This is a genomic window from Candidatus Binataceae bacterium, from assembly GCA_035650475.1.
Lineage (GTDB): Bacteria > Desulfobacterota > Binatia > Binatales > Binataceae > JAKAVN01.
Genome location: DASRHP010000010.1, coordinates 192,540 through 207,785, shown reverse-complemented (window position 1 = coordinate 207,785; position 15,246 = coordinate 192,540). Strand labels below are relative to the sequence as shown.

The window sequence follows — 15,246 nt, the reverse complement described above, 5'->3', positions numbered from 1 at the left end:
CAGGCGCTCGACTGTGCGCGCGCCCGCCGCGGGTTTGACAACCGCTCGCGGTTGCGAATAGCTAAGCGCAAACAAGCCCCGGAGAGTGCTCGCAACGATGCCGACCAAGTACGTGGAAGTGCAGGGCTGCGCCACCTACTACTATTATGTGGGCCGGACCACCCTGCCCGACGTCGCGCCGGACTTCAGCCGCGGGCGCACGCTTATCCTGCTCCACGGCGCGGGTTCCAACGGCCACACCTGGCACAATCAGCTCGCACATCTCGGCCGCTCGCACAGCCCGCTCGCGATCGATTTCCCCGCGCACGGCCGCTCCTCCGGCGTCGAGGGACTGAAATCCATCCAGGACTACAGCGACTTCACCGTCGCCTTCATGGACGCCGTCGGCATCCGCTCGGCGGTGATCGGCGGGCGCTCGATGGGCGGCGCGATCGCGATGGACATGGCGCTGCGCTACCCGGCACGGGTCGAAGCGATCGTGCCGGTGGTGACCGCGGCCAAGTTCAATATCCCGGCCGCGCGCGTCGAAGGGTTGCGTGCGGTCGCGATGGGGCGCGCGCCGCAGGCCTTCGTCACCGACGGCTATTCGCCGGCCACGATCAAGGACCACTTTGAGATCATCCGCGAGGGTTGGATGGAGCAAATCCAGACCGACCCGCGCGTGCGCTACACCGACATCCTCGCTTGCAACGCGTGCGACCTGCGCGAGCAGATCGCGCGCATCGACAAGCCCACCCTGATTCTCGCCGGCGCCGACGATCCGATCACGCCGCCCGCCGACGCCGAGTTCATCCGCAGCCGCATCCGCGGCGCCCAGCTCCGCGTCGTCGCCAACGCCGGCCATCATCTGCCCAACGAGCAGGCGGCCGAGACCAGCGCGGCGCTGGAGAGTTTTCTCGCCCAATAAGCCAGGAGCGTGTGATGAGCCTAAGCCGCAAGACCGCGCTGGCCGGCGTCTATGAGCATCCCGCCCGTTTTGCGCCGAACAAGAGCATGTTTCAGATCATGGCGGAGAGCGTGCGCGGCGCGCTCGACGACGCCGGCCTCAAGATCGGCGACGTCGACGGCGTCTGCACCACCGGCATGGGGATGAGCGGGATGGGGATCGTCGGCTTCTGCGACTACATGAATCTGACCCCCAATTTCGTCGATTCAACCTCGATCGGCGGCTCGTCCTTCGTCGCCCAGACCGCGCATGCGGCCGCCGCCATCGCCGCCGGGCTGTGCGAGGTGTGCGTGGTGGTGTATGGCTCGACGGCCGCCTCGCAGCGCTTCGCGATCGGCACCGGCGGGGCGGGCGGCGGCGGCGACCCGTGCGACCAGTACGAGGTCCCCTTTGGCCCGACCACGGTGGGCGCGTACGCGATGATGGCGCAGCGCCACATGCACGACTATGGCACCACCTCGGAGCAGCTCGCCGAGATCGCAGTCACGATGCGTTTGCATGCCTCGATGAACCCGGCGGCCAAGTACCGCGACCCGATCACGGTAGACGACGTGCTCGCCTCGCGCATCATCTCCTCGCCGCTGCACCTGCTCGACTGCTGCATCATCAGCGACGGGGGCGGCGCGCTGGTGGTGACCTCGGCCGAGCGCGCGCGCGATCTGAAGAAGAAGCCGGCCTACATCCTCGGCTGCGGCGAGACCGTGCGCCATCCGGCGCGCGGCCAGCGCGACTTCATGGAGATGGCCGCAGCACAGTCGGGCCGGCTCGCCTTCCAACGCGCCGGGCTGACTCCGGCCGACATCGACATGGCGATGATCTACGATTCGTTTACCATCACCGTGCTGATGACGCTGGAGAACCTGGGCTTCTGCAAGCGCGGCGAGGGCGGCGCCTTCGTAAGCGGCGGGCGCCTGCGCTACGACGGCGCGCTGCCGATCAACACCGACGGCGGCGGGCTGTCGTCCAACCATCCGGGAATGCGCGGCATCTTTTTGGTGATCGAGGCGGTCAAGCAGCTGCGCGGCGAATGCGGCCCACGCCAGGTCAAGGACTGCAGGATCGCGCTGTGCCACGGCACCGGCGGCGCGCTGGGCACGCGCCACTCCGGCGCCACGCTCATCCTGACCAACCAGTGAGGCGGGAATCCGACCATGGCCGACGACAAGGACAGGAAGAAGTACGCCAAGCCCCTGCCGCGCATCGACGAGGAGAGCCGCCCGTGGTGGGAGGCGCTGGCGCGCCACGAGCTCTACGTCCAGAAGTGCCGCGACTGCGGCGACCTGCGCTACTATCCGCGCGCGCTGTGCACCAGCTGCCTCAGCTCGCGCACTGAATGGGTGCGCTGCACGGGGCGCGGCAAGGTTTATACTTTCACCGCTACCTACCAGAACCAGGCGCCGGGCTTTCGCGAGTCGCTGCCTTACATCATGGCCTACGTCGAGCTCGCCGAGGGGCTCAAGGTCCTGAGCAATCTTGTGGAGTGCAAGCCCGATGAGGTTAAAATAGGGATGCCCGTCGAGGCGGTGTTTGAGGACGTCACCCCCGAAGTGACACTGCTTAAGTTTCGCCCGGCGAGGTAAGAGGAACATCGGCTAAGTGGCCACCATCCTCGATCTGCACAGTCATAGCGAAGCCTCGGAGGACAGCCGCGCGCCACTGGAGGCCTACCTCAATTGGATCCGACTGCGCCGCGCCGAGCGTCCGGTGGATGGCATCGTGCTCACCGAGCATCGCCAGTTCAACAAGGGCGCGGACTACCGCGCGCTCGAGGACAAGTTCGGCCTGATGGTGCTCAAGGCCTCGGAAGTCGAAACCGACTACGGCCACGTGCTGGTCTTCGGCGTCAACGACGAGATGACCCGGCGCTTCGACTTCGCCAACGTCCGCCTGCCCGCCCAAGAGCTGATCGACGAGGTCTGGCGGATGGGCGGGATCGCCGTGCCGTGCCATCCCGGACGCCCGACCGTCGGCCTGTGCGAACATTACAGCACGCGCCCGCCGCTCGAAAATGTCGTCGCGGTCGAGGTGCTCAACGGCGGCTCGCGCAAGGGCGAGGACGAACGCAGTCACGAGCTGGTGCGCCGCTACGGCTACCGCGCGATCGGCGGCTCCGACAGCCATCTGGTGAGCCTCATCGCGCTGTGCGCGACGCGCTTCGAGGCTGACCTCCGCTCGATGGACGACCTCGTGCGCGAGCTGCGCGAGGGCAAGTACGAACCGGTCGATTTCCGCCCCCGGCGCAAGCCGGTGGCGGCGGCGGTGCCGGTCGAAGCGAGGGAAGATGGTTGATTACGATCCGGCACTGATCGGCAGAGTCTTCGAAGTGACCGACCCGGTCCACGTCAGCGCCGAGGACATCCGCAGATTCTGCGCCGCGCTCGGCGAGAGCAATCCGCTCTATACCGACGAGGCGGCGGCGCAGCGCGGTCCGTTCGGCGGCCTCGTGGCGCCGCCCTCCTACGCGGTCACCTTCCGCAACGGCCGCCACTTCTTCACCCACGTGCCGCGCTTCGGGCGCGCCGGTTTCGACGCCGGCAAGGACGTCGAGTTCCACGCCCCGATCCGTCCCGGCGACCGCATCACGCTCAGCTCCCACGTCAAGGAGATCTACGAGAAGACCGGGCGCTCGGGCTCGATGGTGTTCGTGGTCGTGCGCTCGACCGTGCAGAACCAGCGGGGCGAAGTCGTCGCGCACATCGACCATCGCTTCATGAACCGGCCCTGAATCGACAATCGAAGATGCCCAATTCTGCCACCACATTCGACGCCGTCCAGGTCGGCGATACCCTCGGCCCGCAGGAGCTCTACCTGAGCAAGGACCAGGTGCGGACCTACGCGCGCACGTGCGGGATGGACGTGCCGCGATTCACCGACGACGAGGGCGCGCGCAAAGAAGGGCTGCCCGGGATGATCGCTCCGGGCAATCTAAGCCTGGGCCTGCTCTCGCGCCTGGTCACCGACTGGATCGGCCACAGCGGCGCGCGCCTTGCGCGGCTGGGGACCACCTACCGCCAGCCCGTGCAGCCAGACCACACCATCACGCTCAACGGCTTCGTCACCCACGTCGAGCCCAAGGAGAAACGAGTCGAGATCGACGTGTGGATCGAGAACGAAGACGCCGATCGATTGGTGATCGGCACCGCCAGCGTCGAGTTCCCCTGATTCGCTGAAGCGGCTTCCACGGCCGTCGAAGGGCTCTTCGTCCAACTGAGGCGGGCCTGCCGCCCGTGCGCCTTACCTCAGTGGGGCGGGCGCCGTGCGCGCGATAGGTCTCCCTTCCAGTGGGGCGGGCCTCTGCGCCCGCCATCTTATCTGCCCCGTCGGACTTTCCGGTGCTGCGGCAGGCAGCAAAGATTCCGCCGCATCCCGCCCGTGCGCGCCTTTGCGAGGATATTGGCATTGACGCACTTTTAGCTTGCAGAAACTCTCCTTAAGACTCCATAATAGCATAGCTATGCTCAGCCAGGTTTCTCTTATCTGTACGTGTATTGCTGATCTCTTCTGGTCTTTTTCAACCTTAACATAGAGATTTTTGGCTGTGCCTAGCGATCGCTAACGGGTCTGGGTGAAAGATGCGATCACAGGTGTCGCATTCTGGAAAGCGCGCCCCTCCTTTTGCTGCGAGTGGTACGGAAATTTCCGCGAAAATTCGGCCTGCCGAAGCCTCCCATGGGCTCATCGGCAGCCAGCCACGCATCGCACAGGTACTTGGAGGGAAACAACCATGATGAAGAAGAATCTTTCGCCGGTACTCGCGGCGATCGCGACGCTGACGCTGGCCGCGTCGGGCGCGTACGCCGCCTGCGCAAACACCGGCTTCTACCAGGATGGCCACGAACTCACAGCGGCGGTAGTCAATCCGCCCGGCACGGTCACCGGCCCGCTCGACGCAACGGGCTGCGACATCGGCGTCTATTATGGACCCGGCGCCAGCGGGGCTGTGGATAGCGCCACGATCTCGGGCGCGACCTATTATGGCGTGCTCGTCGCGGGCGATTGCGGGGGCGCCACGTGCACGCCGGGGGCCACCGCTGTGGACGTGACGAACAGCACCGTGTCCGAGATCGGCGACAATCCGCTAAGCGGTAGCCAGCACGGCGACGCTATCACCTACTACGCTTTCGCACCCGGAGCGAGCGCGACCGGGACGGTTTCAGGCAACTACGTCTCCCAGTACCAGAAGAACGGAATCTCGGTTAAGGGTCCGGGCGCGGCCGCCACGATCAGCGGCAACACGGTAAAGGGTGAGGGACCGACCAACCGCATCGCTCAGAACGGGATCGAGATCGCCTTTGGTGCGACCGGACAGGTGACGCGCAACACCGTCACTGGTAATGCGTATACGGGGGCAAACGACGCGTCGTCGGCAGGGATCCTGATATTCGGCGGCTGCCAGGACTTCTTCGAGAATTCCCTGCTAACCACCGGTGTGCAAATCGTCAAGAACATCGTCGGCGATTCGACGTCCGGCGACGGAAACGACATCGGTGTCGCGCTCGCGAACTACAACCCAACCTGTACGACCGTCCCGACCACAGCGACCAACAACAAGGCGATCAACAACGCCATAACTAACGGCCAGATCACCAATGTCAGCGGCAACGGCTCTCCCGATGGCTACCAGGCCGGCGTGTTGGACAGCGGAGTCAACGACAAGATTATCAACAACGATATCTCCGGCAAAGGTTACGCAACGCCGGCCCCCTGCGCGCTGGTCTCCGGCGGCACAGAAACCTGTTCCATCGATACCGATTCCAGCACCGCTACGAAGGTACACGCCAATTCACTAAACCCCTGAGCCACTCCGGAACGGCTCCGCCCTCGGTAATCTCCGAGGGCGGAGCCTGAGATTCCGCCCTCTATGCTTCAATTCTCGTAGGTGCCCCCTACAGCAGCGCGCCGCGGAAGGGGTCGTCGCGCTGGGGCGGATGCTGGAGCAGGCTGAGCGCCCAGCGCCGCGCCTGGCGCAGCGCCTCCTCGGCGCGCCGGAACAGCCGCTCGCGCTGCATCGTGTTCCACACGTAAACGTCCACCGACGGCTCCTCGCCCAGCGTCACGTCGATCATCCAGTCTTCGAGTTGCGGGCCGCAGATCAGCAGGCGCACCAGGCGGCCGTGGTCGAGCAACACGCCGCGCGCCTCGCGCGGCAGGCGGAATTCGTCCTTGACCCGTTTGATCAGCCGCTCGGGGTAATGCTCCTCGGTCATTGGGACGTAGACCCACTGGCCAGGCTGCGGGTTGGCCGCGCGCGCGATCCTGAGGTTGTTATCGGTGAGGTCTTCCTTGGCCCGCTCCTGCTCATAGCCCCTTGCCACCGAATAGAAGCGAGCGACTAATTCAGAGTCGGGGGCGTGCTCAATCGTCTGTTCCTCAGCAGGCTGCGCCGCCTCGGGTCTGGTCTGCCGCGGCCGCTTGACGGTGGTTTCGACCCACCATCGATTCTCCACGTTCGGCTTGTGCGCCATCGCAGGCCCTATCTTAGCCGCCAGAGCGCAGCCTGTGCGAGGTGTTTGCGGACGGCGGGCGGGGGAGTCCGCCCCCACTGAGTTCGAGGAAGTGGAGGGCGAACCGCGGAGTAACGTGCGTCGCAGCCGACCTGTCGGGCGCGAAGAGGCTTATCCGCGGCGCATCCGACGCCCCGCGCGCGCGCCGCCGGCGCGTAGCCGCGTCCGCCGCCGGCGCGCCGAGGACGAGCCCGCGCGGCGCATCGCTGCGCCCGCCGCGCGCTGGGCAAATGATGCGGCTCGGCGGCGCGCAGCGCCGATGCGGCGCATCACGCGAGTCAACCCGCGCGGCCGCGCGCGGCGCTCGGCGGAGCGCCGCAATCCGCGCACCATCCGGAGCGCAAACGCGTCGGCCTTGCGCTCGGCGTCGGTCCAGAACAGGTAATGGCCCATCTCGTGATAGACCATCTGGATCCACATCCGCTCGCTGTTGTAGATGCGCCCGCGCTTCCAGTTCTCGGGATGGACGAGGTGGATGCGCCCGTCCTCGAAGGTCTTGCCTGCGGTCTTGCCCCAGTCGAGGTACTCGTACCACTCGATAGTCGGGCGCCTGACGCCGTAGTAGTTGCAGAAGGCCGCGAGGGCGCGGCGAAAAGCCGAGGCGCGATGCTCGCGGAAAAACGTTACGAAGTCGCGATCGATCGCTCTGCGATGGACAATGGGAGGAACGATCATTCGCACGGCCGCAAAAACCTCCGACGACTTCTCATGGGAGCTCACGACAGAGCCGGCATCCGCATTCCCAATCCCCTCCCCTGCAGCGCGGTCGCGCCCGGACGTTCCGGACGGCCGGTGCTCCGGCCCTCTCCCGCCAGCATCATAGGAAGGTCATGGCGCCGCAGTCAAATGAGGCGCAAAAACCCTAAAAGAACCTCATTTTCCTTAAGATTAGCTTGCGCGGACGGTCCGCGGCGGTCGTTCCCGCTCGGCCGCAAGACGGAGGGAGCGGGGGCGGGGACGCAACAGGCTGCGGCTAGGCGCGGCGGGCGTGCAGCGCGGCGCGGGCGCGCGCGCGCAGCCGCCGCCTCCGATTGACGGTCATATGCTGGAGGCGGCCGGCTTCCTTAAGCCGCAAACGGCCAAGCGGCAGACGCGAATTGGCGCCTCCGTCGGTGATCATCGCGGTAAGGCGCCGGCGCAACGCATCCGGATTGATCTCCAGCGCGTCGCAGACGTTGTCGAAGCTGAAGGGGACATTGCTCCCATGCGCCATCACCCAGCGCGCCGCTTCGGCAAACAGTCGCCGCTTGCGAACGCTCGCCGCGGCACGCCAATCGTGCAGGATATTGATCGCGTCGGCCAGCACCGCGAGCATCAGCCGCTGCTCGCAGCTGAAGCGGGTCTTGCCGACGAGTTCGAAGAACTGGCTGGGCAGGATGAGGTCCGACGCGTTGAACGAATCTGACGGGTCAACCGCCTGATTGCGCTGGCGCATAGCTGCGACTCCTCGCCCCTGCCGGCGCGGCGGACGCCGCTCCGAGGCGGAGGCTCCCCCAATTAAGCCGCCTGTCTCCCCGATGGCCGCGAGTTACGTCCCCTGTAGCTCACGGCGCTCTAGCCGACCATAGTGACGCCAATGAAGCATTGCAAGAGAATCACCGCCTAATGGATTAGCAACCGCCTCTAACGCGCAGAGCCTACGCCCGCGAGTTATGCGAGGCCAGCGGCGGCGTGGCAACATCGGTCGCAGCAGGATCGAGCGCGCGGTGAGCAAAAGCCGCGGGATTCCTGTTATAGTTCGGGGGGTAGCTGTCCGGCTTCAGGTCGCCGGAGAATCCGCGCTCGCACGGGGAGAACGTCATGCCCGACTTCTTTGCCAAGGAAACGATCAAGAGCCTGCGCAAGCTGCGCCAACTCAAGCCCGATCTGTTCAAGGGCTTCATGGACTGGGACCAGGCGGTGTTCAAGGACGGCGCGCTGCCGGCCAAGACCAAGGAGCTGATGGCAGTCACCGCGGCGCACGTCACCGCCTGCCCGTGGTGCATCGAGGACCACGTCAAGCGCGCGATCAAGCAGGGCGCGACCGACGAGGAGATCGCCGAGGCTGCGTTCGTCGCGATGGCGCTGCGCGCGGGCGCGCCGTTCGCCCATTCGTCGATCGCGATGGCGGTGAGCGATGAGCAGCGCAAGGCGATCGCCGAAGCGCACGGCCACGAGGGCCACAATCACTAGAGCGGGTGGAGGCGGAATCGGCGCGATGGAGCAGGCAGGGACAAGCCGCCGCACGACGCGGCAGATCGATATCGGCGGACTGAAAGTGGGCGGCGACGCGCCGCTGGTGGTGCAGTCGATGTGCGCGACGCGCACGATGGACGTCGACCAGACCATCGCCCAGACCCATCAGCTCGCGCGCGCCGGCGCCGGCATCGTGCGCATCGCGCTCGACAACGAAAAAGAGGTCGCCGCACTCAAGGAGATTCGCGCGCAGACCGCCGGCGTGGTGCTCTCGGTCGATCTCCAGGAAAACTACCGGATCGCCGACAAGGTCGGTCCGTACGTCGACAAGATCCGCTACAACCCGGGCCACCTGCACCATATCGAGAAGTCCAAGAGCATCCCGCAGAAGGTGCGATGGCTGGTCGAGGTGGCGCGCGCTTACAACCTCGCCATCCGCATCGGTGTCAACTGCGGCTCGGTCGCGCCGGCGTTTGTGGAAAGGTATCCGGGCGACCAGCTGACCGCGCTGGTCGAATCAGCGGTCTGGCACTGCGAGCTGATGGACGAGCTCGGCTTCGAGCGCTTCGTGGTCTCGCTCAAGGACTCCGACCCGGCCAAAGTGCTCGAAGCCAACCGCCGCTTCGCCGCGCGCCGTCCCGACGTCCCGCTCCATCTCGGTGTCACCGAGGCAGGGCTGCCGCCCGACGGCATCATCAAGACCCGCATCGCGTTCGAGAAGCTGCTCGCCCAACGCATCGGCGACACTCTGCGCGTTTCGCTCACGCTGCCCAACGAGCGCAAGCACGAGGAGGTCGTGGTCGGCCATCAGATCATCAGCGACGTCGCCGAGGGCCGCTTCATCTCGGTGCCCGACTTCGGCACCGGGCTGAACATCATCTCGTGCCCGTCGTGCTCGCGGGTGGAGAACGAGAAGTTCGTCGAGCTGGCGCAGCAGGTCAAGGAGATTACCGCATACGCCGCGCGCCATCGGATCACGATCGCGGTGATGGGATGCCGGGTGAACGGGCCGGGCGAAACCGACGACGCCGACCTCGGCCTGTGGTGCGGCCCGACCACGGTGAACCTCAAGCGCAAAGACCGCAAGCTGGGCAACTTCCGCTACGGCGAAGTGCTCGGCCGGCTCAAGCTCGAAGTGGACAAGTTGATCGCCGAGCGCGCCGTCGCTAACTGAAGGGCTCCGCCCTGCCCCTGAGACGGCGATCTCTGATAGACTGGTAGCGGAAATCGAACGAGGTTTGCCTTCTGGGTTTCACGCCGACCCCCACCGTCGAAGAAGCTGAGCGCGCCGTCCTGGTCGGCATCGAGCTGGCCGGAGCGAACGGCGCGATCACCAGCGAAGATTCACTCGCCGAACTCGACGCGCTGGCGCATAGCGCCGGCGCCGACGTCTCGGCCACGCTCAGCCAGCGCCTTAGAAGCCCCGACCCGCGCACTTTCATCGGGCGCGGCAAGGTCGCCGAGCTGCGCGAGCTGGCGCGCGAGCGCGGCGCGACGCTGGCGATCTTCGACGACGCGCTCAGCCCCGGCCAGGCGCGCAACCTCGAGAAGGAACTCGGCCTGCGCGTGCTCGATCGCAGCCAGCTCATCCTCGACATCTTCGCCCAGCGCGCGCGCACGCTGGAGGGCAAGCTCCAGGTCGAGATCGCGCAGCTCAGCTACCTCGCGCCGCGCCTGACCCGCCAGTGGGCCCACCTTTCGCGCCAGGCCGCGGGTGCGGGCGCCGGCGGCGGACGGATCGGCACCCGCGGCCCCGGTGAGACCCAGCTTGAAGTTGACCGCCGGCGCGTACGCGAGCGGCTGACCCGGCTGCGCGCGCGTCTGCGCGAGGTGGAACGCACGCGCGCGGTCCAGCGCCGGCGCCGAATCGAAGTCCCGTATCCGACCGTCGCGTTGGTCGGCTACACCAACTCCGGCAAATCCACCCTGATGAACGCGTTGACTCAGGCCGGGGTCGAGGCCGCCGACCGCCCGTTCTCCACCCTCGATCCGACCATCCGCCGCCTGCGCCTGCCTAACCGCGCGACCGTGATGCTGGCCGACACCGTTGGCTTCATCCATCGCCTGCCGCACATGCTGGTCGAGGCGTTCAAGGCAACGCTGGAGGAAGTGCGCACGGCGGACCTCCTGCTGCACGTGGTTGACGTCAGTTCGCCGCTGGCGGCGGAGCGGATGGAAGTCGTCGATCGCGTGCTGGAGGAAATCGGCGCGGGCGGGCGGCCGCGGATCGTCGTAATGAACAAGGTTGATCTGCTGCCGGCCGACACGATCCGGCCGTCACCAGACGCCGAGGTGGTCACGATTTCTGCCCTGCGCGGCCGCGGACTCGACACGCTGCGCGGCGCGCTGGCGCGCCGCTTTGCCGGCTGGCGCGAGGAGATCGCGGTCACCCTGCCCGTCGGACGTGGCGACCTGATCGCGATGGCGCGGCGCGACGGCGAGGTGCTGGGCGAAGAGTACCGAGACGGCACGGTCGCCCTGCATGCGCGGGTCAGTGCGCCGCTGGCCGGGCGGCTGCGCAAGGCGGCGATTGCCTGAGCTATCTGCACGTCCAACAATAGGGGGGCGCGATGACTACTACGCCCTCGCCAAGGCCGGAGCAGGCGCCGCCCACGTTCGCCCGTGTGCGCCTGGGGCAGCTGCTCAAGGCCCCCAACATCATCACCCTGTGCCGCCTGGGCCTGGTGCCGGTGTTCCTTGTACTGATGAGCAAGGAGCGCGACCGAGGGGCGCTGTACGTTTTCGGCATCGCCGCGCTGACCGACGCGCTCGACGGCACGGTGGCGCGCTACCTCGACATCCGCACCGAGCTGGGCGCGATCCTCGACCCCTTCGCGGACAAGATGCTGCTGCTGAGTGGACTGGTGATGCTGACGATCAATCATCGCCTGCCGCCGTGGCTGCTGATCGTGGCCGGGATGCGCGACGTGGTCCTGCTGCTCGGCTACCTGATGATCTCGTTCACCTCAAGCGAGCGCTTCCCGGTGCGCCCCAGCATCTTCGGCAAGCTGACTACTGTGCTCCAGATCGCATGCGTGATCGGCGCGCTCACCGGGAACTTCGGTCTCGGCGTCACTAGCTGGTATGCGCTGCTGTACCTGACGGCTGGGGTGACCGCGATCGCGGGCGTCCATTACTCCTACCAGGGGCTGGTTTTCCTCAGCCAGCACGTCCCCGAGCTCTTCTCCTGAGGCGGGTTTGGGCCCCGGCGCAAAACGGGCTAAGCTCTCCCTGGTTCCGATTCCATAAAAGAAAGCGAGCGGCGGAGGACGATCGATGAGCGCGGAGGTCTCGCGCGGCGGATGTCATTGCGGACGTATCGCGTTCGAGGTCGAGGGGCGTCCCGAGCGGGTGAGCGAGTGCAACTGCTCGATCTGTGCGAAGAAAGGCTATCTGCACTGGATTGTCCCGCGCGAGCGCTTCCGCCTGCGGACGCCGGAGTCCCACCTCGCCACCTACACCTTCAACACCGGCGTCGCCCGCCACCACTTCTGCCCGACGTGCGGATGCGCACCGTTCTACATCCCGCGCTCCGACCCCGACAAGATTGACGTCAACGCGCGCTGCCTGGAGGGCCTCGACCTGACCGGCCTCGCGCGCGATCATTTCGACGGCCGCAACTGGGAGGCCGCGATCGTGGGCTACCGCGCGGCGCGCGGCTAACCGCCCGCGCCTGGCGCCGAATCAAACCTTTTATCGGGAACGGTGGAGACATGGCAGGCCTGGGGTTCACTCCGACCGACTTCGCGGTCTTCAAGGTCGAGGGCTTCAACGAGCGGATGCAGCAGATTTATGCGCATGTGCGGCCCAAGCTGCTGCGACTGGGCGAGGAACTGGCGCCCGAGCTGGCGCGCAAGCTCCATCTCGAATTTTTCCCGCATGTCGCCAAGCACGCGCGCCGCACCGTGAATCCGCCGCCCGAGACGTGGGCCGCCTTCGGTCCCTCGCCCAAGGGCTACAAGCGCTACGGCTATCTTGCGCTGTGCGTGTCGGGCGCCGGACTCCATGCGCGCGTGGTGGTCAAGTCGGAGGCCGACCGGCGGCCGCAGATGGCGCGCGCGATCAGAAGCCGCGCCGGCGAACTTGCGCGTGCGCTGCGTGGCACTGCGATCGCACGCTATGACAAGTGGGACTTCAGCACCCTACCCTCCTCCGCGACCGCCGGCCAGGAGCTTTTCGATGAGCTTGCGCAGGCGCTGAGCAAGAAAACCGGCGGGATCGACCTCGGCTTCGGCTGGAACGTGCGCGAGGCGTTGCGCCTGGATCGCGCCGAGCTGCTCGACGCCTACCGCGAGCTGGAGCCGCTGTACCGCGCTGTCCGCTCGGTCGCGTAGCGTGCGCGCCGACTGCGGCGCACAATCGGGATATGAGCGCAATAGCGGTCCTCGGCGCCGGTGCATGGGGTACCGCGATCGCCGTCGGCCTGGCCCGCGCAGGCCATCGCGTGACGCTGTGCGCGCGCCGCGCGGAGCATGCGGCCGCGATGCGCGCGCGGCGCGAGAACGAGGCCTACCTACCGGGCGTGCCGCTGCCCGCGGCGCTCGCCCTGAGCGACCGATGGGTGGAAGCGGCGGGCACGGCCGAGGTCGTCGTGATGGCGGTGCCGTCGGGTTTCGCGCGGACCGCGATGACGCCGGTCGGCGCCGCCCTCGGCGCGCATACCACGCTGGTCAGCGTCGCCAAGGGGATCGAAGACGGCTCGCTCAAAACGATGAGCGCGATGCTGGCCGAGGCGGCGCCCGCTGTCAGCCGCGTCGCGGTGCTCTCCGGCCCCTCGTTCGCGGCCGAGGTGGCGCGCAGCAAACCGGCCGCGGTGGTGGCCGCCGCCCGCGACGATGCGGTCGCGCGCGACGTGCAGGAGCTGTTCGCCTCGCGCTCGCTGCGGGTCTATCGCAGCACCGACGTCGTCGGTGTCGAGCTGGCGGGCGCGGCCAAGAACGTGATCGCGATCGCCGCTGGCATCTGCGACGGGCTCGAGCTCGGGGCCAGCGCGCGTGCCGCGCTGATAACCCGCGGCCTGGCCGAGGTCGGGCGGCTTGCGACGAGCGCGGGCGGACGTGCGGAAACGATGGCGGGGCTGGCGGGATTGGGCGATCTCGTCCTGACCTGTACCGGCGAACTCTCGCGCAACCGTGCGCTGGGGCTCAGGATCGGACGTGGCGAGCCCGCCGGCGCAAGCACGGAGTCGGAACACGGCGCAGCGGGCGGGCGCCCGGTGGCGGAAGGGATGTCCAACGCGCGCGCGATCCGCCGCCTCGCCCAGCGCATGGGCGTCGAGATGCCGATCGTCGCCGCGGTCTGCCGGGTCCTCTATGAAGGCGCGGCGGCAAACGCTATGGTCGAGGAACTGCTGAGCCGCGAGCTGAAAGCCGAATTTTAGGCGCGGCCCTCAAGAGAAACATTGATGGCGAACAAGGGAACCTGCAAAGCCAAGGACTGCAACCGCGAGGCGATCGCGAAGCACTACTGCCGCAAACATTACCGGCTGTGGCGCGCGGGCGAGATGCCCAAGCCGCGCTACAAGACCTGCACCACGGAGAAGTGCCGCAAGCGGCGCTTTCGCGGCAGCCTGTGCGAAGAGCACTGGAAGGCCGCCCACGGCAAGGCAGCCGCGGCCGGCGGTGGCGCCGCCGCGCCCGCGGCCCCCGCAAGCTGAGGTCCGTACCCTCACGGCGACACGCGGAGCAATCCTGACCCGCCCTTAAGGCGGTTGGGGGCTGGGCCGCTCGCAACTGGAAAGGGCCGACGCGACGGAGGCGACGATGGCTAACCTTATCGTGGCTGGAGCGGCTGGCCGGATGGGCCGGCTGCTGGTCTCGTTGGTCGCCGCCGACAAGACCCATCACCTCGCCGGCGCGCTGGAGGCGCCGGGCGTCGCCGCGCTCGGCCGTGACGCGGGCGAAGTCGCAGGCGCAGGTAGGTTAGGCGTCGCGATCACCACCGACTACGCCGCGCTCGCCCGTCCTGACACCGTCACGCTGGATTTCACCAACGCCGGCGCCGCGCTCGAACATCTGGAAATCGCGGCCAACAACGGCGCCGCGATCGTCGTCGGGTCCACCGGTTTCACACCTGAGATGGAGGCGCGCGCGCGCGTGATCGCCCCGCGCACGCGTACCGTGATCGCGCCCAACATGAGCGTGGGCGTCAACGTGCTGATGAAGATCGTCGCCGAAGTCGCCGCGATCCTGCCCGACTTCGACGCCGAGGTGATGGAGATCCACCATCGCACGAAGATCGATGCGCCCAGCGGCACTGCGGTCGCGCTGGGAAGGTTGATCGCGCAGGCGCGCGGGCAGGACTTCGCCGCCGCCGCGATCTACGGGCGTGAAGGGATAACCGGCGTGCGGCCGGCAGAGAAGATCGCGGTGATGGCATTGCGGGCGGGCGACGCCGTCGGCGACCATACGGTGATCTTCGGCGGCCAGGGCGAACGCCTGGAACTGGTGCATCGCGCACAGAGCCGCGAGTCCCTCGCGCGCGGCGCGTTGCGTGCGGCGGCATGGCTGGAAAAGCGTCCGCCCGGGTTGTACTCGATGCGTGACGTGCTCGGGCTGTAGAGCGCCCTTCCGTTCCCCTCGTTTGCCCAAGAGGAGGGTTGGGAAGAGGTCATGCGCCCGC

At 67.2% G+C, this 15,246-nt stretch carries 19 protein-coding genes; 16 read left to right on the top strand and 3 right to left on the bottom strand.

The features are described from left to right. Positions 1 to 97: 97 nt before the first annotated feature. The 7 genes from VFB33_11120 (at position 98) to VFB33_11090 (ending at position 5,744) form a co-directional block, all read left to right on the top strand. Complete coding sequence (locus tag VFB33_11120; GenBank protein ID HZO82233.1) at positions 98 to 907, top strand: alpha/beta fold hydrolase; 810 nt, start codon at positions 98 to 100, stop codon at positions 905 to 907. A gap of 14 nt (positions 908 to 921) precedes the next feature. Continuing rightward, positions 922 to 2,082 (top strand): acetyl-CoA acetyltransferase, encoded by a 1,161-nt coding sequence (locus tag VFB33_11115; GenBank protein ID HZO82232.1) that lies wholly within the window; start codon positions 922 to 924, stop codon positions 2,080 to 2,082. Between the two features lie 15 nt (positions 2,083 to 2,097). Next, on the top strand, positions 2,098 to 2,526 hold the full coding sequence (locus VFB33_11110; protein ID HZO82231.1) for a Zn-ribbon domain-containing OB-fold protein: 429 nt from the start codon (positions 2,098 to 2,100) through the stop codon (positions 2,524 to 2,526). Between the two features lie 16 nt (positions 2,527 to 2,542). Further along, positions 2,543 to 3,235 (top strand): PHP-associated domain-containing protein, encoded by a 693-nt coding sequence (locus VFB33_11105; protein ID HZO82230.1) that lies wholly within the window; start codon positions 2,543 to 2,545, stop codon positions 3,233 to 3,235. Further along, positions 3,228 to 3,671, top strand: coding sequence for a MaoC family dehydratase N-terminal domain-containing protein (locus VFB33_11100; protein ID HZO82229.1), 444 nt, complete (start codon positions 3,228 to 3,230; stop codon positions 3,669 to 3,671). Before VFB33_11105 ends, VFB33_11100 begins: the two co-directional genes overlap by 8 nt. A gap of 14 nt (positions 3,672 to 3,685) precedes the next feature. Next, a complete protein-coding gene (locus VFB33_11095; protein HZO82228.1) occupies positions 3,686 to 4,108 on the top strand; it encodes a MaoC/PaaZ C-terminal domain-containing protein in 423 nt (140 codons plus the stop codon). Positions 4,109 to 4,670: 562 nt separating this feature from the next. Beyond that, positions 4,671 to 5,744 (top strand): hypothetical protein, encoded by a 1,074-nt coding sequence (locus VFB33_11090; protein ID HZO82227.1) that lies wholly within the window; start codon positions 4,671 to 4,673, stop codon positions 5,742 to 5,744. An 88-nt stretch (positions 5,745 to 5,832) separates the two neighbouring features. On the opposite strand, the gene VFB33_11085 is transcribed toward VFB33_11090, so the two are convergent. The 3 genes from VFB33_11085 to VFB33_11075 form a co-directional block, all read right to left on the bottom strand. After that, positions 5,833 to 6,411 (bottom strand): hypothetical protein, encoded by a 579-nt coding sequence (locus VFB33_11085; GenBank protein ID HZO82226.1) that lies wholly within the window; start codon positions 6,409 to 6,411, stop codon positions 5,833 to 5,835. 150 nt (positions 6,412 to 6,561) lie between these two features. Next, positions 6,562 to 7,170, bottom strand: coding sequence for a hypothetical protein (locus VFB33_11080; GenBank protein HZO82225.1), 609 nt, complete (start codon positions 7,168 to 7,170; stop codon positions 6,562 to 6,564). 253 nt (positions 7,171 to 7,423) lie between these two features. Further along, complete coding sequence (locus tag VFB33_11075) at positions 7,424 to 7,885, bottom strand: hypothetical protein (GenBank protein HZO82224.1); 462 nt, start codon at positions 7,883 to 7,885, stop codon at positions 7,424 to 7,426. A 365-nt stretch (positions 7,886 to 8,250) separates the two neighbouring features. On the opposite strand from VFB33_11075, the gene VFB33_11070 reads away from it, so the two are divergent. The 9 genes from VFB33_11070 (at position 8,251) to dapB (ending at position 15,185) form a co-directional block, all read left to right on the top strand. Continuing rightward, a complete protein-coding gene (locus VFB33_11070; protein HZO82223.1) occupies positions 8,251 to 8,622 on the top strand; it encodes a carboxymuconolactone decarboxylase family protein in 372 nt (123 codons plus the stop codon). Positions 8,623 to 8,647: 25 nt separating this feature from the next. Beyond that, positions 8,648 to 9,799 carry a (E)-4-hydroxy-3-methylbut-2-enyl-diphosphate synthase gene (gene ispG / locus VFB33_11065; protein HZO82222.1) on the top strand — a complete coding sequence of 384 codons (1,152 nt, stop codon included), beginning with the start codon at positions 8,648 to 8,650 and terminating at the stop codon, positions 9,797 to 9,799. 71 nt (positions 9,800 to 9,870) lie between these two features. Continuing rightward, positions 9,871 to 11,163, top strand: coding sequence for a GTPase HflX (gene hflX, locus VFB33_11060; protein ID HZO82221.1), 1,293 nt, complete (start codon positions 9,871 to 9,873; stop codon positions 11,161 to 11,163). A gap of 32 nt (positions 11,164 to 11,195) precedes the next feature. Continuing rightward, positions 11,196 to 11,816 carry a CDP-alcohol phosphatidyltransferase family protein gene (locus VFB33_11055; protein ID HZO82220.1) on the top strand — a complete coding sequence of 207 codons (621 nt, stop codon included), beginning with the start codon at positions 11,196 to 11,198 and terminating at the stop codon, positions 11,814 to 11,816. An 85-nt stretch (positions 11,817 to 11,901) separates the two neighbouring features. Then, positions 11,902 to 12,288 (top strand): GFA family protein, encoded by a 387-nt coding sequence (locus tag VFB33_11050; GenBank protein HZO82219.1) that lies wholly within the window; start codon positions 11,902 to 11,904, stop codon positions 12,286 to 12,288. 50 nt (positions 12,289 to 12,338) lie between these two features. Continuing rightward, complete coding sequence (locus tag VFB33_11045; protein ID HZO82218.1) at positions 12,339 to 12,959, top strand: DUF1054 family protein; 621 nt, start codon at positions 12,339 to 12,341, stop codon at positions 12,957 to 12,959. A 32-nt stretch (positions 12,960 to 12,991) separates the two neighbouring features. After that, entirely contained in the window at positions 12,992 to 14,005 is a 1,014-nt protein-coding gene (locus VFB33_11040) for an NAD(P)H-dependent glycerol-3-phosphate dehydrogenase (protein HZO82217.1), read from the top strand. Between the two features lie 24 nt (positions 14,006 to 14,029). After that, complete coding sequence (locus VFB33_11035; protein HZO82216.1) at positions 14,030 to 14,281, top strand: hypothetical protein; 252 nt, start codon at positions 14,030 to 14,032, stop codon at positions 14,279 to 14,281. A 106-nt stretch (positions 14,282 to 14,387) separates the two neighbouring features. After that, positions 14,388 to 15,185, top strand: a complete 798-nt coding sequence (dapB, locus tag VFB33_11030) for a 4-hydroxy-tetrahydrodipicolinate reductase (GenBank protein ID HZO82215.1) — start codon at positions 14,388 to 14,390, stop codon at positions 15,183 to 15,185. Positions 15,186 to 15,246 lie beyond the last annotated feature (61 nt).